A 22,205-nucleotide genomic window follows, 5' to 3' on the forward strand; every position below is an offset into this window, starting at 1 on the left:
TTTAAAAGCCGAGTTAAATACTCGGCTTTTCCCTAATATTAAGTAGTTAAAGGAGGTGGAAAATATCGTAGAGATTATTATCACTGCTGTCATCGTTGGTATTCTAGGTACTGCAGTCGGCTATTATATTCGCAAAAATATTGCTGAGGCTAAAATTGCCGCAGCTGAAGATGCAGCAAAAAAAATACTCGATGATGCTGGGCGCTCTGCTGAAGCTAAGAAAAAAGAAGCTTTAGTTGAAGCCAAGGAAGAAATGCATAAGTTGCGCACCGAACTTGACAGAGAAATTAAAGAGCGCCGCAACGAACTTCAGCGTCTGGAAAGACGTTTGGTACAAAAAGAGGAAAATCTTGACCGAAAAATCGACTCTCTAGAAAAGAAAGAGGAGATCCTCAGCCGTAAAGAAGCTGATGTAGATAAAAGTCAAGAAAAAATCAATGAATTGTATACCAAGCAGTTAGCTGAACTGGAAAGACTCTCCGGGCTAACTTCTGAAGATGCTCGTAATCTACTCCTGGCAAATGTACAAGAAGAAATTAAACATGAAACAGCAATCATGATTAAGGATTTGGAGCAGCAGGCTAAGGAAGAAGCCGATAAGAAGGCAAGAGAAATTATTTCTTTGGCTATTCAACGGTGTGCTGCAGACCATGTAGCTGAAACTACCGTTTCCGTTGTTGCTTTGCCTAATGACGAAATGAAGGGTCGGATTATCGGTCGAGAAGGCCGAAATATTCGCACATTAGAAACGCTTACAGGTATTGACCTCATTATTGATGATACTCCTGAAGCGGTTATACTCTCTGGTTTTGATCCGGTCCGCCGTGAAGTGGCCCGTATTGCGTTGGAGAAATTAATAACTGATGGCCGTATACATCCAGCCCGCATTGAAGAAATGGTTGAAAAAGCCCAAAAAGAAGTTGAGCAAAAGATTAAAGAAGCTGGTGAACAGGCTACTTTTGAAACCGGTGTTCATGGGTTGCACCCTGAAGTTATCAAATTGCTCGGAAGACTTAAATACCGTACCAGTTACGGTCAGAATGTGTTGAAACATTCCATTGAAGTTGCTCATTTAGCTGGTGTTATGGCTGCTGAATTAGGTGTTGACCATATGTTAGCTAAGCGTGCCGGTTTATTGCATGACCTTGGAAAAGCAGTAGACCATGAAGTGGAAGGTCCTCACGTAACAATCGGAGCAGATCTGGCTAAAAAGTATCGTGAGTCTGCTGAGGTTATAAACGCTATTGCTGCACATCACGGTGACGAAGAACCTAAGACTATTCAGGCTGTTCTTGTTGCTGCCGCTGATGCTGTTTCCGCTGCACGCCCTGGTGCTCGCAGAGAGACACTTGAGAGTTATTTAAAACGGTTAACACGATTGGAAGAAATTGCTGAATCCTTTGATGGTGTTGAAAAATCCTTTGCCATTCAGGCGGGACGAGAAATAAGAATCATGGTAAAACCAGATAAAATTGATGATTTAGCGTCTATTCGTCTGGTGCGTGATATTGTAAAACAGATTGAAAGTGAACTGGAATACCCGGGTCAAATAAAGGTAACGGTAATTCGTGAGACACGTGCCGTTGATTATGCAAAATAAAACGAAGGACCTTGTTTTTACAAGGTCCTTCGTTTTTTCCAATAATTAAAAGCAGGAATTACTATCGCATTAGAGAATATGTATCACAGCAATTATGTTGATAAGATTTTCAATTTATTTATTGGGATGGACGGTGATACCTAATGCCGAAATATACGCAGGATGATGAACAAATATCTGATGGAGTTAATTTACTTATTTCTATTTTAGTGCGTTATCCGGAGATTGGAACAATCAGTTTTGATCCTCTTCATAATTCAATTAAGCTTACTTTTATGTTGTCGAGTATTTTGACTGCCGCTGAGTTTGAAGCAATAAAAGATACTCTTTTAAAAAGTATTGAAGCATACCTCATGTTATCCAGTGCAGGTGAGTATGAAGCTGCAGTTCAACTAAGCAGCTATGAGCGAGTTACTATGCTTGTTGTATCCCGTGATGTGGCTACTCTTACCAAAGGCGAAATTACATTACTTATTGCCTTATTGCGCGATAATTTCCGTGATAAACTGGTAACTGACAACAACGATTCTATGTTAGAGGAAGATTTGCTTATTCAAGAGGAATTAATTGACAACATGCTGCAAAATGTTAAAAGAAACCATACATTGAATCGTTTAATTGGCATTCGTGAAGATGGGCGTGTTTTAGTTTTTAATAAATAGTTAATTGCCTGTGTTTTTAAAGAGACTTACTAAGGTCTCTTTATTTATTTGTCAATTTATTGAATTTATTTGTAAATATTTGAAAAATCGTCTTTTAAATAGAGGGATTTTTTAGTGAATAAAGAATATTTTATATCATGCGATAATTTCCTCATTGTTTGATTATTCAAAGGAGGGTACTAAAGGACATGGACGTATTAAAAGTATCAGCTAAATCTAACCCTAACTCTGTAGCAGGTGCCTTAGCAGGAGTGCTTAGAGAACGGGGCGGCGCAGAAATGCAGGCCATTGGCGCCGGAGCACTAAACCAAGCGGTTAAAGCAGTAGCAATTGCACGAGGATTTGTTGCCCCACATGGTGTTGATCTAATTTGTATCCCTGCCTTTACTGATATAATGATTGATGGAGAAGAAAGAACGGCAATTAAATTAATCGTAGAACCTAGGTAGGATAAAAAACCTGTTCGTAATGAACAGGTTTTGTGTTTTGCCAAGGCCTTTATGACATACTATAATATAGGTATACCAGAGAAAAGGAGAACGTTATATTGAATATTGCAATGATGCCAGAATCACTTGTTCACGTGCCTTGTGATACCCTGGTAATTGGACACTTTGAGAATGAAAGCATTTCGGACACAGCGGTAGCTGAGCTAGATCAGGCACTGGCAGGGCAAATCACTACTTTGCTCAGCACTCAGCCTTCCTGTGTAGAATATGGTAAGACCACCGTAATTTATACTTTAAACCAAATTGTACCTAAAAGCGTACTGTTACTGGGATTAGGAAAAAAACAAAAAATAACTAACGATAGAATCCGTGCCTTAAGTGCGATCGCACTTAAGGCAGCCCGCCAAATTCGATCGACAACTTTGGCCACAACGATTTATGCTCATGATAATGGTCAGGATTGCGTAGCAGCGGCACAGGCAATTGTTGAAGGGATAATACTAGGAAACTATCAGTTTAACCAGTATAAGTCGAATACGGCTAATTCTGATACAATTGAGAAAGTACTAATTGTTCAACATGACACTTCTTTGACACTAGAACTTGGCAATGCTGAAATTGAAAAATCAATTATCATTGGTAAAAGTGTTAATTTTGCTCGTGATTTAGTCAATCATCCAGCAAATTATATGACACCATCCCGTATGGCTGAAGAAGCCTCTTTCCTTGCTGAGCAATATGGCATGGACTTATCAGTATTAGAATTTCCAGATATTGAATCATTGCAGATGAATGCAATGTTAGCAGTAGCTCAGGGCAGTGAGCAGCCGCCAAAACTAATTGTACTTAAACACATGGGCGATGTAACAAATAATGAAGTAATTGCTTTTGTGGGAAAAGGAATTACTTTTGATAGTGGGGGCATTTCTCTCAAACCAGGTGAGGGGATGCAAGACATGAAAGATGATATGGGCGGAGGAGCTGCAGTATTGGGAGCTATGGCAGCCATAGCTCAGCTAAAGCTAGCTGTGAATATCATTGCAATTATTCCTTGTACAGAAAATATGCCATCAGGGAAAGCGCTTAAGCCGGGTGATGTTATTACTTCAATGGACAAGAAGACTATTGAAATTATTAATACGGATGCGGAAGGCAGACTTATACTGGCAGATGGAGTTTCGTATGCCCGTTATTTAGGTGCAACTAAAATTATTGATCTGGCAACGTTAACCGGCGCTTGCGTAGTCGCTTTAGGAACGATTACATCAGGTGTATTAACGAACAATGATGCTTGGTGTCAGCAAGTACTGGATGCCGCAGAGCAGTCCGGTGAAAAAATGTGGAAACTACCTAATCACGACGATTATTTTGAACAAATTAAAAGTACAATTGCAGATTTAAAAAACTCAGGCGGACGTCATGCCGGTGCGATAACAGCCGGACTGTTTATTGCTCAATTCGCAGCTGAAACGCCATGGGTGCATATCGATATTGCCGGCACTGTGACGACCCCCAAAGACACTGGCTATAATCAAGCAGGGGCTACCGGTGTGGGCGTCCGAACGCTAATTCGATTAGCCGAAACTTTGCAGAAAAGGTGATCTGCTATGACTGCTGATCTACATATCCATACTACCGCTTCGGATGGACGGCTGACTCCTTGGGAAGTTGTTACTAGAGCTTCAGAAAAAGGACTGCAATTTATTGCGATTACTGACCACGATACAATTGACGGATTCATTTCATTGCAATATCTACCAACACCGACTCCGTTAACGATAATACCAGGTATTGAATTTAGCACTGATTTGCCACATAATGAAGTACATATTTTAGGCTACTTCATTGACACGACAAATGAAACGCTAAAGAAACAGTTAGCGATCATTATCAATGATCGCATTACAAGAGTCCAGCGAATGGTGGAACGCTTACATCAATTAGGTTATTCTGTTTCTCTTGCGAGAGTTAACGAAATTGCAGGTGAAGCAAAGGCAATAGGACGACCGCACGTAGCTAAGGCACTGGTTGAAGCTGGTTACTTTACAAGTATCCAGGATGCTTTTAATGGCTTACTGGAAAAGAACGGTCCCGCCTATATTCCACACTACAAACTAAGCCCGGGTCAGGTAATAGAATTAATTCATCTGGCAGGGGGATTAGCCGTACTTGCCCATCCCGGCCTTGTGGGCAGTGATGCAATCGTACAAGAGATGATTGAGCTCGGAATTGATGGAGTAGAAGCATATCATCCCAGCCATGATGAAGAGCAGACAAAAACATATCTAGCTTATGCTGAGGCTCATCACATTGTAGTCACTGGCGGCTCTGATTTTCATGCTATCCCTGGGAGATTCCCTCAGGATCTTGGAACTTTTACTGTGCCGGACAGTATTGCTGTAAGATTACAGCAAGCTGTCCAGGAGCGTTTAGACATAAAAAAAGCTTGACTTGAATAACATCTTTTGTATAGAAACTTTAGGAGGATTGATTATGGGCGAAGATAGCAACCTGGCTGAGGTACTTCGCGCCAGAATTCAAGATCTGGAAGATAAAGTAGAAGCATTGCGCATCAGCCGCCGGGTATTGATGAATTTGATTGATTCGGTAGAGCGGGAAAAGCGAGAACAAGTGAATAGTCTTGAGATTCAGAATGAACGATTGCAAAAAAACAATTGCCGCTATGCTAAGGCTATTATGTGTCGTAATGCGAAAATCACTGAATTAGAGGAAAAATTACGTCTAGCAAGAAACGTAAATAATCGAACAGGTAATTCTTCTACTTGACAACACCTGTAAAAAGGTGTTTTATTTTTATGTATGACTAATTGAGGAGGCTGGACATGGAGGTCGTTGCGTTAGTAGGCTCAAGTGGAACGGGCAAAAGTCATCGGGCGCTTATTGTAGCCCATGAGAACAATATTGATGCCATTATTGATGACGGCTTGCTAATCAAGGACAGCAAAATTATTGCCGGACATTCAGCAAAAAAGGAACCAAGCAAAATAAGGGCAGTAAAAAGAGCAATTTTTATGGATACAGATCATGCTGAAGAAGTTCGAAAAGCGATTGAGACTGTACAGCCTAAGCGTATTTTAATTCTGGGAACTTCGGTTAATATGATACAAAAAATCACTACTGCTTTGGAGCTACCTGACATTAGTAATGTAATACGCATTGAAGATATTGCTACTAAAGCAGAAATTGCCAAGGCCCGTGAAAGCCGTCTTAAAGAAGGTAAACATATCATACCAGTACCAACAATAGAATTAAAACCTCATTTTTCAGGTTATCTGATTGATCCCTTAGAAATTTTTTTTAAAAAGTCACATCACAAAAAACGCCGTTTAGGAGAAAAATCAATTGTCCGGCCTACATTTAGTTATTATGGAAAATTATTGATCTCTGATGCGGCAATTTCTGCTATTGTCGATTATGTGGCAGTTAGTGATTTGGCAATTACACGGACTGGGCAAATAATTATTAAAAATTCTCATGACCGTGAGAAAGGAATTTCGATTTCCTTGGACGTAACTATAAGGTATGGAAATGTTATTTGGGAAGTAGTGCACCAGGCTCAGGCACGCATTAAAAAAACAGTAGAATACATGACAGGTATGATGGTAAAAGAAGTAAATATTGAAGTAAAACGGCTTAGCATTGAATAAGCCGGCAGGAGGGTTTATGGAAAAACCAATTAAACATGTATTGTTTTCTGGATATGCTAAACTACCAACAGGCATTACGGCAAGCGAGATGTACAAAGTAATTGGGCTCATATTGGTTATTGATATCGATACGGGCGAGATTATTGAAGCAGACTGCACCTTAGCTACAAGTGTCGCGCGTCATCATGTATCAGAAATGTTAGTAGGACAAAACTTAAAGAACGGTCCCGATCAAGCGCTCAGATTAATTGATCAGGTTTATCAAGGAAGCGCTAAAAAAGCAATTATTACAGCACTTAGAATTATTTATGATAAATACCGGAGCTTTAAAGAAGGAACAGCTCCAAGTCTACTTGATTAACAGATACTTTCGTTAGTGTTTTATAGTCCTGTCAACTACTAGAGCTTACTATCAGGTTTGTGAAATTGCGAAAATTGCATTTATTGGTTTGAGAGGAGTCCGGACATCTGGGCTCTTTTGTCATTTTCCCGATGCACCGATAACCATAGATGATATAGCTTCGCCATCATCCTACTGTTTTAATAGTACCTTGCCAGCTCTAATCCAGTGAGTACTGGCGGTCTATTTTCCGCAACCCTTCGTTGTCGTCAGTCAGCATACAGCCGGTATGCCTCCTTCCTCCGCCTCGTTTTGCGAAAAATAGCCTCACCACTACCCTATCGTTTTAGAGCTGGCAAGGTACTAGCCTTGTTTGACCTGCTTATTTCGGGTATAATAACTTGAAGGATAATTCTAGGAGTTGTTGATATATGTCAAATCATATAAAAGTTATATCCGGACCTACAGATAAAAGTTCGAATGTCGCATCAAATCTAGGCAAAGAAAAATATTTTTTCACTTATACATTTGGCTGCCAAATGAATGAGAATGATTCAGAGCGCCTGGCCGGTCAACTGCGCGGCACCGGATATCAAAATACGGATAATATGGAACAGGCTGATGTTATTTTAATTAATACATGCTGCGTCCGAGAAAGCGCAGAAAAAAAGATATATAGTAAAATTGGCGAACTTAAGCGATTGAAAGCGCTTAATCCAAATTTAGTAATTGGCATTGCAGGATGTATGGCCCAAAAAGACCGCGATAAATTATTCAAAAAAGCGCCCCATATCGATATTGTCATGGGCACACATAATACGCATCAATTGCTGGAGCTTTTACAAGAAGTTGAGCAATCACGGGACAAAGTACTTGCTGTATGGGATCAGGCGGAACGGCTTGCCCCAGAAGTCCCTACCATCCGTAAAAATCAGATATCTGCTTGGGTTCCTATTATGTACGGCTGCAATAACTTTTGCACGTATTGTATTGTCCCCTATGTACGTGGCAGGGAAAGAAGCCGCCCCTTGCGAGATATCGTTCAGGAAATTGAACAGCTTGGCAATGAGGGCTTTAAAGAAATCACACTGTTAGGACAAAATGTGAATTCTTACGGTAAAGACAGCGAAGAAGAGGTTGACTTTGCCGATCTTTTACAGGCAGTTGACGGTATTCAATCTATTTCCAGAGTCCGTTATATGACATCGCATCCACGTGACATGTCAGATAAGGTCATCCAAGCAATTGCAAATAGCAGTAAAATATGCAAGCATTTCCATCTGCCGATTCAGTCTGGCAGTGATACAATCTTAAAACGCATGAATCGCGGCTATACTGTCGACTATTATGTAAATCTAGTAGCTAAAATTAGACAAGCAGTTCCAGACGCAAGTATAACAACTGATTTGATAATCGGATTTCCTGGAGAAACAGATGAATTGTTCGCAGAAACACTGGAATTTATTAAACAGCTGCAGTTCGACGCCGCTTATACGTTCTTATATTCTGTGCGATCGGGAACTCCGGCAGCTGAAATGCCTGACCAAATTCCGCTTCCAGTTAAAAAAGCCCGCCTCCAGCAGCTGATGGATATTCAAAATGATATTAGTTTAGCTATTAACCGCAAGACCGAAGGGCAAACAGTGGAAGTGATGGTAGAAGGGCCTAGTAAAAATGATGCCTCCCGCTGGATGGGTAGAACAAGCACTAACAAAATTGTTATTTGGGATAAAGGCCAGGAATGTATTGGAGATTTAAAAATGGTTAAACTCATGCAGGCCCAAACATGGCTTTTTAAGGGCCAAATGGTTTAGCGGAAGAGGAAGATGAATATGACGGCAACCTATACGCCTATGATGGAACAATACCGAGAGATTAAGGGCCGCCATCCCCAAGAGATATTATTTTTTCGATTGGGTGATTTTTATGAAATGTTCTTTGCAGATGCGGAAATTGCCAGTCGTGAATTGGAGATAACACTCACCGCCAGAGACGGTGGCGGGGGTATGCGTGTTCCAATGTGCGGAGTCCCTTATCATGCAGCAGAGAACTATATTTTGCGGCTTATCAATAAAGGCTTTCGTGTAGCGATTTGTGAACAAGTGGAAGATCCTAAGCAAGTGAAAGGAATAGTTCGCAGAGAAGTAGTGAAGATTATCACACCTGGTACTATTTTATCTGAGGCAGCCTTAATTGATAAAAGCAATAATTACTTGGTCACTCTGTATGGTGAAAACGAAACGCTAGGCTTGTGTGCAGCTGATATCACTACCGGCGAATGCACGTGGGCAACTTTTACCGGCACTGACCGCATTACAACGTTGTGTGACTACCTATTCCGCTTGTCACCAGCTGAACTTGTCTGGGTAAACACAGTTCCCCTGCAAAAACAAATTGAAAGCTTCTTAGAAAACCGGATCCCTAATTGTGCCAGAACAACAATGGACCTAGCTGACATTCAGGATGTAGAAGAACTGCCAAAACAACATTTTGATTCAGTTGAAGTACCCACTTGCCGGACCGCCTATCTAGCTGTATCCTGCCTATTGCATTATTTGCATGAAGCAATTAAATGCGATATTTCTCATATCAATCATTTAGTAAAGCTAGATAACAATGATTATTTAATCTTAGATGCCTCCAGCTTACGTAACCTCGAAATATCCCGTAATATCCGGGACGGAGGAAAAAAAGGAACGCTGCTCGATGTTCTTGACTTTACAAAAACGGCAATGGGAGGGCGATTACTCCGCAAATGGCTGGAGTATCCGCTGTTAAATGCCGAAGATATTATAACCCGTCAAGAAAGCGTTGCCGAGCTTGTAGAGAAGTCAATATTGCGAAAATCACTGCAGCAGCTCCTGGCAAACATCTACGATTTTGAAAGAATTGTAACCCGCATTGAAATTGGTGCTGCGAATGCCCGTGATTTATCAGCATTGAAAACATCATTAGCAGTATTACCAGAAATCATCACGAATTTGGCAGACACCCATTCACGAACTCTTACCCAAATCTGCCGCTATACGGTGCTGCATGAAGATATTGTTGTACTAATAGATAAAGCGATTGTGGATAATGCTCCGCTATCTGTTCGCGATGGCGGCATGATAAAACCAGGCTATAATAGTGAATTGGATGAATTGCGTTCTATTGCAAGTGACAGTAAAAAATGGATTCAGGAATTAGAAGCGAGAGAGAAAGAACAGAGCGGTATTAAGTCTCTAAAAGTGGGCTTTAACAAAGTCTTTGGCTATTACTTAGAAGTTACCCATGCCAATACTTCTGCAGTTCCCGCTCACTACATCCGCAAACAAACGTTAGCGAATGCTGAGCGTTATATCACTCCTGAGTTAAAAGATTTTGAAATCAAAGTCCTTGGAGCACAGGAGAAAATTGTAACAATTGAATATCATTTACTGAATGAAATTCGCGAACATATTAAGTGCCAAATAAAAGGAATACAAGAAACCGCTCGCCAGATTGCTTCGCTTGATGCTTTAGCCAGTCTGAGTGAAGCTGCTTTTCAATATAATTATGTTCGTCCCACTATCGGTACCAATCGCGAAATACACATCAAAGATGGCCGCCACCCTATTGTTGAACGGCTTTTGGTCCGGGAAATGTTTGTTCCTAACGATGTACTGCTAAATCACTATGAAACGGAAATTGCAGTCATAACGGGTCCCAATATGGCCGGTAAATCTACCTATATGAGACAAGTCGCTCTACTTGTCTTGATGACCCAGATCGGTAGTTTTATTCCGGCTCGAGAAGCGTATGTCAGTCCTGTGGATCGTATTTTTACCCGTGTCGGTGCAAGCGATGATCTGGCAACCGGGCAAAGTACATTTATGGTAGAAATGAATGAAGTTGCTCATATCCTTAAGTATGCAACAGGAAATAGCCTGGTTATTTTAGATGAGATTGGCCGAGGCACTAGTACCTTTGACGGAATGAGTATTGCCAGGGCTGTGATCGAATATGTGAAAGAACGCATAAAGGCTAAAACGCTGTTTGCTACTCACTATCACGAACTAACGGGAATGGCAGACGAATATGAAGGTATTAAAAATTATACCGTTGCTGTAAAAGAGCGGGGCAATGAAGTTATTTTCCTGCGTCGTATTATTCCCGGCGGAGCGGACAAAAGCTATGGTATCCATGTTGCTCAGCTGGCAGGCCTTCCGAAAAAGTTAATTCAGCGATCACAGCAAATACTAGCTGAATTAGAAAGCTGCAAGACAAATAAAGAAGCCGGTTTTGAGCAGCTCGCAGCAGCTACCGCTTCTGTGAATGTTACACAGAGTTTGTTTTCCTCTGCTGTTGCTGATGAATTGCGTAGTATCGATATATTAAGTATTACTCCTATTGAAGCGATGAACCTGTTATACCGGCTTCATAATCAAGCTAAAGAGGAGGTCGGACGTGGATGACCTCAATCATTCATATTCTCGACGAAAATACAGCAAATAAAATTGCAGCTGGTGAAGTTGTAGAGCGTCCGGCATCAGTTGTAAAAGAATTAATTGAGAATTCTATTGATGCTGCAAGCACTAAAATTGAAGTGGAAATATCCGATGGCGGTTCAGCCTATATCCGGATTACAGATAATGGTATCGGCATGAATGATCATGATGCCCAATTAGCAATTCTCCGTCATGCAACAAGTAAAATTCACGCAGTGGAAGATTTATATCAGATCCATTCTTTGGGCTTTCGTGGGGAAGCATTGCCTAGTATTGCAGCTGTTTCCAAATTTACAATGACTACCCGTCAGCATGATGCACCCATGGCAACACATATTGAAATCGCCGGTGGAATTGTTCAACAAGTGAGAGAAGCCGGAGCCAACGTTGGCACAACGATTACAGTCACTGAACTGTTTTTCAATACTCCTGCCAGGCAAAAGTTTCTCAAATCAGTTAGTACGGAAAGCAGTAACATTAATGTTGTAATTGGAAAAGCGGCTTTATCTCACCCCGCGATTGCTTTTAAGCTGCTCAATAACAATAAGCTCGTATTGTCTACTCCCGGTAATGGAAGCTTACTGGAAACTGCCGCCGGCTTGTATGGCCCTCAGGCAGCAGCGGAAATGATTGCTGTAAACAATGAACAAGATGGCATTGGTGTCTCCGGTTTCGTCGGTAAGCCAACATTACTGAAAAGCAGCCGCCAATGGCAGACATTCGTAGTGAACAACCGGGTAGTCAGCAGCCGCATGCTATCAAAGGCGCTGGACAATGCTTATCACTCACTGCTTCCCAAATCGGGCTATCCGCTAGCAATTTTACATATTACTGTTCCTACCGAAACAATTGACGTAAACGTTCATCCCCAAAAAAGTGAAATCAAGTTCAGTGATGAACAGAGTGTCTTCCGTGCCGTATATCGTGCAATCGTTAATGCGTTAACTGCCCAGCATAACCCCCTTGCTATTGCGACTCCGATACGTACCAGTTCGCCTGCAACGGAAAATTGGAAAGCGCATGATACAACTGCTCACCGTGCAGAATCGCCTTACAGCCAGCCGGCTCCGGCTCTGTGGAGAGAAGAGTCGCTGCCAATACAAGCTGCTCAGACAGCACGGCTTCAGGAAAGCGATTTGGCTGGTGTCGAATACCCGCCGGTCCATTGTAAACAAACTGATTTATCTGAACCGGCGGCAGTGACCCAGGAGCCCCAATTTGTGTTACGGCCACTTGGACAAGTAAGTGAGTGTTATATTATTGCCCAAGGTGAAGAAGGTTTGTATATTATCGATCAGCATGCGGCCCATGAGCGGATTTTGTATGACCGCTTCAGTGAGAGTGTGGGACGCATTCCGGCACAACAGCTTTTAGTGCCTTTGCTATTAACAATGGACGAGACTGATATTCAAATCATAATGGAAAACGGCGATACGCTGCGTGAACTTGGTTTTTCCTTGGAGCATGTTGGCCCCAGCCTGATCCGAATCAGTGAGCTTCCTGCCGATTTGCCCCAATCTGATATTGAGGCAACACTCCGGGAAATTATTATGGCTTTTCGTAATAATCAACAGCCTACCGGTCAGGAATTGCGTCATGCAGTCTTGCAAATTGCCTCTTGCCGGGCCGCAATAAAAGCCGGTGACACCTTAAATATGCGGCAGATTCAAGCATTGCTCAGCGAGCTTTGTACAACTACTCTGCCCTTCACATGCCCTCATGGCAGGCCGGCAATTATTCGTTTTTCTGCAGATGAACTGGCAAAAATGTTTAAACGAACTTAACTAGGTGAACACATGAATTTTGTTATAACCACTGGCTACCATCCAACAGCTGCTACTGAACAAGCTGCGCGTGAATTTGCACAACAGCTAAATGTCGAATTTGTTGCACGCAATAGAAATTCACTTGCAGCTATACAGAAGAACTTTCATGTTGATGTAATATTATTGTTTTCCAAACAAGGTCCGCTAATCTATACCGATGATGGAAACTACTTTTTCCATCTGAGTATGGCTGAATTACGTATAAAAAATCTCAAAAATGGTAAACATGACCATATGATCAATGCAATGCAATTACAACCGGGTATGTCTGTTTTAGATTGCACTCTAGGATTGGCCACTGATGCTATTGTAGCCAGCTTTGCTACAGGACCATCCGGTAAGGTAACCGGTTTAGAAAATTCCTTGCTGCTTGCTTTTATAGCGAAAGCAGGATTATCAGGTTTCATCGGTGAATCTCCCGATATCACAGCAGCGCTGCGGCAAATTGAAGTCATTCAGGCTGATTCGGAAAAATATCTTTGTCATGTACCGGATGAGAGTTATGACATTGTTTACTTTGATCCGATGTTCCGCCAGCCAATTCAAAGCAGTTCGAATTTAAAACCCATTCGTTTGCTGGCAGATAAGCGGCCTGTGTCACTTGCTCTTCTTGCGGAAGCCAAAAGAGTGGCCAGGAAACGGATTGTCTTAAAAGAAATGCAAGGCAGCCCAGAATTTGAACGCCTTGGTTTCACCCAATTTGTTGGTGGAAAGTACAGCAGTGTTCAATATGGCATTATGGAGGTTCAGCATTAATATGGAACGTCTGATTGTCATTGTCGGGCCGACAGCTGTTGGTAAGACACAAGTAAGCATTGATTTGGCCAAAAAGTTAAACACCGAGATTATTTCGGGCGATTCTATGCTGGTTTATCGCAGCTTGAATATTGGTACCGCCAAACCCTCGCTTGTCGAACAGCAAGGTGTTCCCCACCATCTGATCGATATCCTGGAAGCAACTGAGCCTTTTAGTGTAGTCGATTTCCAACAACAAGCCGGAAAACTTATTCATTCTATAAACAGCCAAGGTCGAATACCTATATTAGCAGGAGGTACGGGCTTATATGTGAAGTCATTGCTGGAAGGATATTGCTTCAATGCAACCGCTGGCGATGAAGCACTTCGACAAAAACTAGAGAATCTAGCTAAAGAGCATGACAATGATTATCTGCATAATATGTTAGCTCAAGTTTGTCCGGAAAAGGCAGCTAAACTTCATCCTAACGATGTTCGCAGAGTGATCCGGGCATTGGAAGTTTATGAAATAGAAGGAAAAACAGTTAGCGAGACCACAAGCTGCAGTCAAGGTAATCTGCTGTATGATGCTGTTGTAATAGGGTTATCTATGAACAGATCGCTATTATACGAACGCATTAATAAACGCGTTGATGCTATGATGGAACAAGGTTTAATTTCTGAAGTCCAAATGCTGCTGCATCAGGGCGTATCCCCTACTAATCAGTCCATGCAAGGAATTGGTTATAAAGAAGTAATCCATTACTTGAAGGGGGAGTGTGATCTATCAACTACTTCTGAGAATATTAAAAAAGCAACAAGACACTTCGCTAAGCGTCAACTGACGTGGTATCGTAGAATGCCCTACATTAACTGGGTAGAAGTGGACTCTTTTTCAGAGTATGATAAAATGCTGGCATATATTTACAGCATTATTGCAGGAAGATTTTAACTTTAGTAGAATAAAGAAGTAAAAACAATGTGGCGGAGGAATCAGTATCCATGACAACAAAAGTGATTAATTTACAGGATAGCTTCTTGAATCAAGTTCGTAAAGAAAACGTTCCGGTAATTATCTACTTGGTAAACGGTTTTCAACTCCGTGGATCAGTTAAAGGGTTTGATAATTTTACAGTAATAATGGAGAATGAAGGCAAGCAGCAACTTGTTTACAAGCATGCAATTTCCACTATTACCCCCTTTAGGCCATTATCTCCTAACATACAGCATGACAGACGGGAAGAACTGAAAAGTAATAATCCGTAATCAAAAGTCCTGAGACATAAAGTCTCAGGACTTTTTTACGCTTCAGTGTGAATTAATCATTCTTAAGAGTGCAGCATAGTTTGGGATTGACAAGAAGCATTGTAAGCCCTTATGATATATACATATGAACATATATTCATATGTATGCGATATGGAATTAGTCCGGAAGAGGCAGTTAAGAGCATATTAAATACAATTAGGTCGGTGACTCTATAGAAGGAGGAGGTCAAAGTGGGCGGACATGAACACAATCACGACCATAGTGCCGGTCAACTAAATACAACCCGAGAAATTGTTTTGATTAGTGTGGCTCTGGCTTTACTAATAGTGGGGTCAATTTTTCGGGATGCATTGCATGACACTCCGTATAATATCGCTGAGTACGCTGTATTCCTGATAGCGTACGGAATTAGCGGCTGGAATGTCGTAATCAGTGCAATTCGTAATGCCGGCAAGGGGACATTTTTTGATGAAAATTTTCTAATGACAATTGCTACAGTAGGCGCCATTTTGCTGCATGAAATGCCAGAAGCTGTAGGCGTTATGGTGTTTTTCAAAATCGGTGAATTCTTACAGGACTTAGCTGTCGAGCGATCCAGACGGTCTATTGTAGCCGTGTTGGAATTACGGCCGGAGTATGCTAATCTAAAACAAGGGGATATGCTGAACAAAGTAAGTCCGGATAAGGTAAAGATCGGGGATGTAATTATCATTAAACCCGGTGAGCAGGTACCTTTGGATGGTGAAATAACTTCCGGCCAATCCCGGGTAAATACATCAGCCTTGACTGGCGAGTCTGTTCCCCGTCAGGTTGGTCCTGGAGAAGTAGTATTAGCCGGCATGGTCAATCAGACGGGTGTTTTGACAGTTACGGTTACTAAACTTGTAGGTGAATCAGCGATTGCAAAAGTTATTCAACTGGTAGAACAGTCAAGCAGTTTAAAATCTCGGACCGAAAAATTCATCACGAAATTTGCTGCCTATTATACACCAGTTGTAGTGCTGGCTGCAGTAGCCGTAGCCGTTTTACCCCCCTTCATCTGGCCGGGTGAGAGTTTTGGTGACTGGATACGGCGGGCTTTAATTCTATTGGTAATTTCTTGTCCGTGCGGTTTGGTAATCAGCATCCCTCTCGGATATTTTGGTGGTGTGGGAGGAGCGGCTAAACGAGGTATCATGGTTAAGGGCTCGACGTATCTGGATAGCTTAGCTGCTACTCGGACAGTCGTTTTCGATAAAACAGGCACTCTGACACAAGGGGTATTCAAAGTAACTGGTATCTATCCGCAAAACGGCTTCGCTGCGGAAGACCTGCTCAGACTAACGGCGCAGGCCGAAGTGCATTCCAATCATCCTATAGCCCAGTCGATAATGGAAGCTTATGGGCAAGCCTTGGATGCGTCCTTATTAAACGAATATGAGGAAATTGCTGGACACGGGGTACGTGCTAGGATTGGGGCGCAACAAGTGCTCGTCGGGAATGAGCGACTGCTTCAGAGAGAGAGTATCCCTGTTGCGCCGGTACAGGAAGCAGGCACGGTAGTGTATCTGGCAGTTGATAAGGTGTACGCCGGGCATTTGGTAATCGCCGACGAGCTGAAGGCTGACGCAGTTTCTGTTGTTGCCGATCTTAAAGCAGCAGGCGTGGAACAGGTTGGAATGTTATCTGGTGACCGTGAAAAGGTGGCCCAGGATGTAGCTTCTATACTGGGGCTTGATTTTTACCGGGCAGAATTATTGCCAGAACAAAAAGTAGCCATCCTCGAAGAACTTCTTACGCAGGAAAAAAACGGTAAAAACATTGCATTTGTTGGAGATGGTATTAATGATGCCCCAGTTATTGCCCGTGCAGATGTGGGCATTGCAATGGGAGGATTAGGCTCTGATGCAGCCGTAGAGACGGCCGATGTGGTAATCATGTCCGACGCGCCGTCAAAGGTTGCTGAGGCTATTCAGATTGGTCGTAAGACTCGGCGAATCGTATGGCAGAATGTGATATTTGCTTTGGGTGTAAAGGGAGTGTTTATCGCGTTGGGCATTGCCGGTGTAGCCACGATGTGGGAGGCTGTATTTGCTGATGTAGGGGTAGCCCTATTGGCTGTTTTAAATGCCAGCAGAGTTTTACGTTAGGGGATAATGACCTATTCTTGAAACTAAGCTGCAAGACGGTAGTAGTTTTAAGCGAAATATTGATCTTTTAATCAAGTAAGCACATCCTCTGAAATGTTTCAGCAGAGGGTGTGCTTACTTTCGTGTTACCTATGGACCACAATCGGCTTTAAGTGACACTTCCCGCATCATGATCCGTCATTCAACCAATCAATCGAAAAAGAGTAGAACTCCACCGATTGCCAGCAGTATGCCAGCGGTACGCTGTATAACATGTAACCTGCCTGAAAAGAGACGTATCTTACTTATATACCGCTCTAATGTAACTGCCAGCAATGCAAAGGGCAGGCAAAAACCTAAGCTATATACGAGAAAAAAGGCAACTCCTTTTAATAAGGATGGAGAAGTACTAGCATACAGTAATACAGGTGCAAGTAAGGGGCCATTACAAGGTGTCCAGGCAACCGTGGAGGCTACTCCCAGTAGAAAGATGCCACATGGGTTAGCATTAGCAGGGAAACGCAAGTGATACTTATGGCTTGTGAAAGAAAAAGAAATGAATCCGCTAAGCTGCAAGCCCATTATTACCATAAATGCTGCACCAATTTTGCCAATGATGTGCTGATAATTATGCAAGGCATAGCCAAGGTAGGTTGCGCCGGCACCAATTGCAAGAAAGACTGCGATAAAGCCGCTCAAGAAGATACTCATATTCATCCATAATTGCCACCTCTGGGGAATTTGCTCGGCTTTTCCTGTGTTGCCCAGAAATGCTGTGCAAGCTGGCAAAACAGCTAACACGCAGGGAGAAAGAAAGGAAAAAAAGCCGGCGGTGAAAGCGGTGAAAAGCGCAGCATAGCCCAGTTCCATTCATGCAGTCCCCCTCAGTTTATTGATAGTACGCATTATTATACATATGCTGACAAGTGAACCTATCATGCAATCCTTTATATGGTAAACCATGTAAAAAATGCGAAACCAGCTGCCCCTATTCAGTGCTACCGTAATTAAGCACGTCGTTGGGAAAGCTCCTTTCACGCTTTAGACACAGTGGCATATACTATATATCACCGATGACTCTGAGGCGGGGTGATGAATATGACAACAGTTTGGCCTCAAGATGTGCTAACAGCTATGGCTGATGGTGCAATATCTCCTGTTGAAGCCTTTCGAAAATTGAGGGAAATGGACATGAGATCAAAATCTGGAACTACTAGTACAGTAAATGCTCCTCAGCAAAAACTGGAAGATATCTTTCGTGAATTAGATAGTTTAATTGGTTTAACAGAAGTCAAAAGTTTGGTTCGTGAAATACATGCATTTATTGAAATACAAAAACGCAGACAAAAAGAGCAGCTAATTGCAGACCCTATGGTTTTACATATGATTTTTAAGGGAAATCCAGGAACCGGTAAGACAACAGTTGCCCGTATCATTGGGAAGTTGTTTCGTGAAATGGGTGTATTAAATCGAGGACACTTAATCGAAGTTGAAAGAGCGGATATTGTTGGTGAATATATTGGTCATACTGCACAAAAGACAAGAGACCAATTAAAAAAAGCACAAGGAGGGATATTGTTCATAGATGAAGCATATTCACTTGCCCGGGGCGGTGAAAAGGACTTTGGAAAAGAGGCAATTGACTGTCTTGTGAAAGCGATGGAAGATAAGAAAGATGACTTTATACTCATACTAGCCGGTTATCAACATGAAATGGAAACATTTCTGCAAACAAATCCCGGTTTGCGCTCACGACTTCCCATCCAAATTACTTTTGCTGACTACAGTCAAAATGAATTAATGAAAATTGCCGAAAAAATGTGTCTGCAGCGTCAATATCAATTAAGTGACGAGGCAAAGCTTTTACTTTTGAAGCGATTACTATCGCCTAAAGAACAAGAAGACAATCATTTCGGAAATGCCAGAACGGTAAGAAATATGATTGAAAAAGCCATTCGAAAGCAGGCTGTACGTTTAATCACGAAATCTCATATAACACGGGAAGAGTTAATGCTATTGGAAATCGCTGATCTAACGGAGGTGAAGACATGAAAGAGTGCGTCATAGTTGGTTATCCCAATTCTGGAAAAACTCTGTTTGCACTCAATTTCGCAAGTTTTCTTGGCAGTAAATCAGTTGATATTACAGCTCGCAGTTATGATGGTCTGTTGACCTGCCGCCACCTGTCAATTGCAGATGCAAAAACAGAATTATGCAGTATGGCATTACATAAGACACGTCTTTTGCAGTCAATGGTACTCAAAATGCCGATTGGGAAGGCAACGGTTACCTTTAAATTAACCGATACTTGCGGAATATCTGAACAAATACATAGCGATCAATCCATTCGGTGCGCAATGGCCCAAACTTTAGGCTTAGTTCGCTGTGCGGATTTCATTCTGCATGTTATTGATTTATCACGCATGCGCAAAAGTGAAGCTCCGGGTAACAACCAGATTGATCAGGAGATCTATCAGTATGGCACAGCTCGTCAAAACTATATCATGCTGGCAAATAAAACGGATTTGCCAATGGTTAAAGAAACTATCACCAGGCTGACAGCTGAATTTCCGCATGCGCAAATTATCCCTATTTCAGCACTACATAGTGATGGATTCAAAGAGGTGAAAGCCTATGTGGCCCGCAATATATAATTTCGCTTGTATTGTCACAGCCGTATCGTGTTGTGCCTTTGCAATAAAGCTTGCCGATGACTATTTAGACCAGGAACAGGACCGCCTGACAGGGCAGGCTAATTGGACTGAACTATTGGGAATAGGAACTATGTTTTATGCTATTTTTTTTATTAGTATTGCAGCTGCCATTCATTCGTCCGTCAGTCTGTCCTTGTTTTTCGCCAGTTATATCGTAGGTATGTTTAATGATTTTAAAAACCGGTTTCCGCTAGGCTTAACTGGCTGGCAGGAATCTTTATTGACGTTACTACTATGTTTAGCCCTATTTGGCTGGGAAATGACGTTTTTTTCGTTATCGTTTGTTATCGCAGTTCAGCTTATTGATGACTGTATTGATATAAAAATTGATTCCAAAAGTGGCCGGCGAAACTTTGCCTCCCGTCTAGGCTGCATGGAATGCAGTCTGGCGGCTTTGCTTGCATTACTTTTTGCCTGGTGGCTTAATGAAGACCTGTTTGTCCCCGTGTTAACAGGGATTGTGCTTGTCTATGGGGGATTATTACGATGGACTGCGGTAAAACATTATGTTTGAGCTGTTTTTGGTATTTATAACAGCATTTTTTATCGGGTACATAATAGGGAAAAGAAGAGGGCGAATTCTGGGAGGGCAGGAGGCTGTCAGCAGCTATCCGCTATTACTAAGACAGCAGTCTTTTGAAAAGGGCTATTGTTTGCTCTGCCGGGAGATTGTCTCAACATCCGGCGAAGGAATGAAAGTGGAACCGCCTTCTCAAAATGAAACAAGAAAAGAAATATGATAAAGCTATCTTGTAAATAAAGAAGAGCGGTTGCTTGCAAAAACATTTTTTGACACACAAAAGTGCCAGCCGGGTAAATTGCCTGGCTTCATGGCTGTGGGAAAATATGGTTTATATTCCCTCAGACAAAGGAAGAAAACATTAAGTTAGAATCTCTAAAAAATACAGGATGGTAATACGTTGTCAACCCGCGAAATTCGCGGGTTTTTTGGTATAATAGAAGATGTAAAGGATAGTGCATAGGTCGATATTTAAATAAAATTGATGCATAATAGAACTATGAAGTCCTCTTCACTGTTAAATCTAGCGGGAGCAGCTTAGCAGTGAATACCGGATACTCATTTGACAATTCAGCCCGACGGGGAGAGCGGGACATTTTAGGCTTTCTGTAGAGAGTTTCCACTCAGTGTATTGTACTGAGCTTGGATTGAACAGTTTGACCTCTGGTTTGCAGAACCAGGTTCCACTGTTTTTTACTTTGAAACAGCCTTTGAAGGGAAGCGCCATCCTCACTATGCTGTTTTCTTCGACTTGTGCCTGACCAACTGGTTGAACTTACATGGCTAACGGGTGCTGATGGAACTAAAGGTTCTGAAACGGGTTGTGACTGTAGAATTAAAAAAGGTTGAGATTGGAACAGTGTTATGATTAACCATGCAGGGTTTCCAGATGAAGAATCGAGGGACAGGCATGGTCGCTGGTTCTTGCTCAATTGGAGGATAAAATTGATGAGGTTTTCTCATAGTTAATGTGCAATATTTATAATGCGAAGATAAACAGGACTTTGTCTACCCATAAAAAATAACTGGAGGTAAAAACATGGTCACACCTTATATCACATTTGCAGGAAATTGCAATGAGGCATTGGAGTTTTACCAGACTGTTTTTAATAGTGAAGTTCTGATGTCACTGCCATATGGGGATTATGTACCGGAGGGTGTTACTGCCCCGCCGGCAAATCTGAAAGACTGGATTTTGCATGCCGAAATGAATATCTGTGATACATTCTTTTGGTTTGCAGATGAAATAGCAGAGCCAGTGTACAAAGGTAATATGATAAAATTGACTACAAAAGTAGCCTCAGCACAAGAGGCACAAAAAATTTTCAATGTATTGAGTACTGACGCTAAAATCACTCTTCCACCGACCGCTACATTTTATAGCTCATTTCATGCAGGGCTTACTGATAGGTACGGCGTAAGTTGGAATATTGTTGCCGAAGAAGCGCCCAACCGGGTTTAGCTTCAAGAACCTTATTATAATATGCAAATTCCAATTTGTTTGTCTGAGAACGAGCACAATGGGAAGTTCATAAGTGAAATTACTTTATTGTGAGAATAGCGAGTACCAATTATAGCAGAATTGAAATGACGGATTTTATTTAAGGGGGCTTAACATGACCGGTGTAGAAATTGATATGGTTAGTACAGACAGCTTGACAGCATTGGAATTATACGAAAAAGTATTTGATCTTTAACGTGTTGAGGTTACAAGCTTTCCAAAAGGTGAAAATGAAGTCATAAACATTTTCAAGGGCCATCAGCGCGGACTGCACAGAGCTTCAGCCAGTGACTGAATTGGCGGATTATGGAGTGTCGAATGCTAGTTTCAGTGATCCTTTCGGCCA

Annotated in this window: 20 protein-coding genes; 19 read left to right on the forward strand and 1 reads right to left on the reverse strand. The window is 41.9% G+C overall.

Features of this window, described 5'->3' with window-relative positions:
- The first annotated feature begins 55 nt into the window (after positions 1-55).
- The 15 genes from rny to RTR76_RS11560 all read left to right on the forward strand — a co-directional run bounded on the left by rny (position 56) and on the right by RTR76_RS11560 (position 17,145).
- Positions 56-1,600: a ribonuclease Y gene (rny, locus tag RTR76_RS11490; protein ID WP_312520778.1), complete on the forward strand. Its 1,545-nt coding sequence runs from the start codon at positions 56-58 to the stop codon at positions 1,598-1,600.
- 143 nt (positions 1,601-1,743) lie between these two features.
- A complete protein-coding gene (locus RTR76_RS11495; protein ID WP_312520780.1) occupies positions 1,744-2,262 on the forward strand; it encodes a hypothetical protein in 519 nt (172 codons plus the stop codon).
- A 188-nt stretch (positions 2,263-2,450) separates the two neighbouring features.
- Positions 2,451-2,711 carry a stage V sporulation protein S gene (locus tag RTR76_RS11500; protein ID WP_132082244.1) on the forward strand — a complete coding sequence of 87 codons (261 nt, stop codon included), beginning with the start codon at positions 2,451-2,453 and terminating at the stop codon, positions 2,709-2,711.
- 98 nt (positions 2,712-2,809) lie between these two features.
- A complete protein-coding gene (locus RTR76_RS11505) occupies positions 2,810-4,312 on the forward strand; it encodes a leucyl aminopeptidase (RefSeq protein WP_312520782.1) in 1,503 nt (500 codons plus the stop codon).
- Positions 4,313-4,318: 6 nt separating this feature from the next.
- On the forward strand, positions 4,319-5,161 hold the full coding sequence (locus tag RTR76_RS11510; protein ID WP_312520784.1) for a PHP domain-containing protein: 843 nt from the start codon (positions 4,319-4,321) through the stop codon (positions 5,159-5,161).
- Between the two features lie 43 nt (positions 5,162-5,204).
- Positions 5,205-5,498 carry a translation initiation factor 2 gene (locus RTR76_RS11515; protein WP_312520785.1) on the forward strand — a complete coding sequence of 98 codons (294 nt, stop codon included), beginning with the start codon at positions 5,205-5,207 and terminating at the stop codon, positions 5,496-5,498.
- 56 nt (positions 5,499-5,554) lie between these two features.
- Positions 5,555-6,379 carry an Asp23/Gls24 family envelope stress response protein gene (locus RTR76_RS11520; RefSeq protein WP_312520786.1) on the forward strand — a complete coding sequence of 275 codons (825 nt, stop codon included), beginning with the start codon at positions 5,555-5,557 and terminating at the stop codon, positions 6,377-6,379.
- A gap of 16 nt (positions 6,380-6,395) precedes the next feature.
- Positions 6,396-6,740, forward strand: a complete 345-nt coding sequence (locus tag RTR76_RS11525) for a DUF3870 domain-containing protein (RefSeq protein WP_312520788.1) — start codon at positions 6,396-6,398, stop codon at positions 6,738-6,740.
- Between the two features lie 431 nt (positions 6,741-7,171).
- Positions 7,172-8,533 (forward strand): tRNA (N6-isopentenyl adenosine(37)-C2)-methylthiotransferase MiaB, encoded by a 1,362-nt coding sequence (gene miaB, locus RTR76_RS11530; protein ID WP_396144904.1) that lies wholly within the window; start codon positions 7,172-7,174, stop codon positions 8,531-8,533.
- An 18-nt stretch (positions 8,534-8,551) separates the two neighbouring features.
- On the forward strand, positions 8,552-11,155 hold the full coding sequence (mutS, locus tag RTR76_RS11535) for a DNA mismatch repair protein MutS (protein ID WP_312520792.1): 2,604 nt from the start codon (positions 8,552-8,554) through the stop codon (positions 11,153-11,155).
- Entirely contained in the window at positions 11,152-12,972 is a 1,821-nt protein-coding gene (mutL, locus tag RTR76_RS11540) for a DNA mismatch repair endonuclease MutL (RefSeq protein ID WP_312520794.1), read from the forward strand. Before mutS ends, mutL begins: the two co-directional genes overlap by 4 nt.
- A gap of 12 nt (positions 12,973-12,984) precedes the next feature.
- The gene (locus tag RTR76_RS11545) at positions 12,985-13,770 is read left to right on the forward strand and encodes a class I SAM-dependent methyltransferase (protein ID WP_312520796.1); all 786 of its coding nucleotides are present in this window, start codon (positions 12,985-12,987) and stop codon (positions 13,768-13,770) included.
- Between the two features lies 1 nt (position 13,771).
- Complete coding sequence (gene miaA / locus RTR76_RS11550; RefSeq protein ID WP_312520798.1) at positions 13,772-14,701, forward strand: tRNA (adenosine(37)-N6)-dimethylallyltransferase MiaA; 930 nt, start codon at positions 13,772-13,774, stop codon at positions 14,699-14,701.
- Positions 14,702-14,751: 50 nt separating this feature from the next.
- Entirely contained in the window at positions 14,752-15,015 is a 264-nt protein-coding gene (gene hfq / locus RTR76_RS11555; protein WP_312520800.1) for an RNA chaperone Hfq, read from the forward strand.
- A gap of 231 nt (positions 15,016-15,246) precedes the next feature.
- Positions 15,247-17,145: a heavy metal translocating P-type ATPase gene (locus RTR76_RS11560; protein WP_312520802.1), complete on the forward strand. Its 1,899-nt coding sequence runs from the start codon at positions 15,247-15,249 to the stop codon at positions 17,143-17,145.
- A gap of 189 nt (positions 17,146-17,334) precedes the next feature.
- Here the strand turns inward: RTR76_RS11560 and RTR76_RS11565 are convergent, their stop codons facing one another.
- Positions 17,335-17,994, reverse strand: coding sequence for a cytochrome c biogenesis protein CcdA (locus tag RTR76_RS11565; protein ID WP_312520803.1), 660 nt, complete (start codon positions 17,992-17,994; stop codon positions 17,335-17,337).
- A gap of 222 nt (positions 17,995-18,216) precedes the next feature.
- On the opposite strand from RTR76_RS11565, the gene spoVK reads away from it, so the two are divergent.
- From spoVK to RTR76_RS11585, 4 genes are all read left to right on the forward strand, one after another.
- The gene (spoVK, locus tag RTR76_RS11570; protein ID WP_312520805.1) at positions 18,217-19,176 is read left to right on the forward strand and encodes a stage V sporulation protein K; all 960 of its coding nucleotides are present in this window, start codon (positions 18,217-18,219) and stop codon (positions 19,174-19,176) included.
- The gene (locus RTR76_RS11575) at positions 19,173-19,778 is read left to right on the forward strand and encodes a GTPase domain-containing protein (protein WP_312520807.1); all 606 of its coding nucleotides are present in this window, start codon (positions 19,173-19,175) and stop codon (positions 19,776-19,778) included. Before spoVK ends, RTR76_RS11575 begins: the two co-directional genes overlap by 4 nt.
- The gene (locus tag RTR76_RS11580; protein ID WP_312520809.1) at positions 19,759-20,352 is read left to right on the forward strand and encodes a hypothetical protein; all 594 of its coding nucleotides are present in this window, start codon (positions 19,759-19,761) and stop codon (positions 20,350-20,352) included. The genes RTR76_RS11575 and RTR76_RS11580 overlap by 20 nt, the downstream gene beginning before the upstream one ends.
- A gap of 1,045 nt (positions 20,353-21,397) precedes the next feature.
- Entirely contained in the window at positions 21,398-21,820 is a 423-nt protein-coding gene (locus tag RTR76_RS11585; RefSeq protein WP_312520811.1) for a VOC family protein, read from the forward strand.
- The last annotated feature ends 385 nt before the right edge of the window (positions 21,821-22,205 follow it).

Source organism: Anaerospora sp., assembly GCF_032013335.1.
Lineage (GTDB): Bacteria > Bacillota > Negativicutes > Sporomusales > DSM-15969 > Anaerospora.

What these genes read in the sequence shown, in the direction of transcription:
- RTR76_RS11495 (WP_312520780.1), top strand. Translation starts at nt 1,744, where the DNA reads ATGCCGAAATATACGCAGGATGATGAACAAATATCTGATGGAGTTAAT.
- RTR76_RS11500 (WP_132082244.1), top strand. Translation starts at nt 2,451, where the DNA reads ATGGACGTATTAAAAGTATCAGCTAAATCTAACCCTAACTCTGTAGCA.
- RTR76_RS11510 (WP_312520784.1), top strand. Translation starts at nt 4,319, where the DNA reads ATGACTGCTGATCTACATATCCATACTACCGCTTCGGATGGACGGCTG.
- RTR76_RS11515 (WP_312520785.1), top strand. Translation starts at nt 5,205, where the DNA reads ATGGGCGAAGATAGCAACCTGGCTGAGGTACTTCGCGCCAGAATTCAA.
- RTR76_RS11520 (WP_312520786.1), top strand. Translation starts at nt 5,555, where the DNA reads ATGGAGGTCGTTGCGTTAGTAGGCTCAAGTGGAACGGGCAAAAGTCAT.
- RTR76_RS11525 (WP_312520788.1), top strand. Translation starts at nt 6,396, where the DNA reads ATGGAAAAACCAATTAAACATGTATTGTTTTCTGGATATGCTAAACTA.
- mutS (WP_312520792.1), top strand. Translation starts at nt 8,552, where the DNA reads ATGACGGCAACCTATACGCCTATGATGGAACAATACCGAGAGATTAAG.
- mutL (WP_312520794.1), top strand. Translation starts at nt 11,152, where the DNA reads ATGACCTCAATCATTCATATTCTCGACGAAAATACAGCAAATAAAATT.
- RTR76_RS11545 (WP_312520796.1), top strand. Translation starts at nt 12,985, where the DNA reads ATGAATTTTGTTATAACCACTGGCTACCATCCAACAGCTGCTACTGAA.
- miaA (WP_312520798.1), top strand. Translation starts at nt 13,772, where the DNA reads ATGGAACGTCTGATTGTCATTGTCGGGCCGACAGCTGTTGGTAAGACA.
- hfq (WP_312520800.1), top strand. Translation starts at nt 14,752, where the DNA reads ATGACAACAAAAGTGATTAATTTACAGGATAGCTTCTTGAATCAAGTT.
- RTR76_RS11565 (WP_312520803.1), bottom strand. Translation starts at nt 17,994, where the DNA reads ATGGAACTGGGCTATGCTGCGCTTTTCACCGCTTTCACCGCCGGCTTT.
- spoVK (WP_312520805.1), top strand. Translation starts at nt 18,217, where the DNA reads ATGAATATGACAACAGTTTGGCCTCAAGATGTGCTAACAGCTATGGCT.
- RTR76_RS11575 (WP_312520807.1), top strand. Translation starts at nt 19,173, where the DNA reads ATGAAAGAGTGCGTCATAGTTGGTTATCCCAATTCTGGAAAAACTCTG.
- RTR76_RS11580 (WP_312520809.1), top strand. Translation starts at nt 19,759, where the DNA reads ATGTGGCCCGCAATATATAATTTCGCTTGTATTGTCACAGCCGTATCG.
- RTR76_RS11585 (WP_312520811.1), top strand. Translation starts at nt 21,398, where the DNA reads ATGGTCACACCTTATATCACATTTGCAGGAAATTGCAATGAGGCATTG.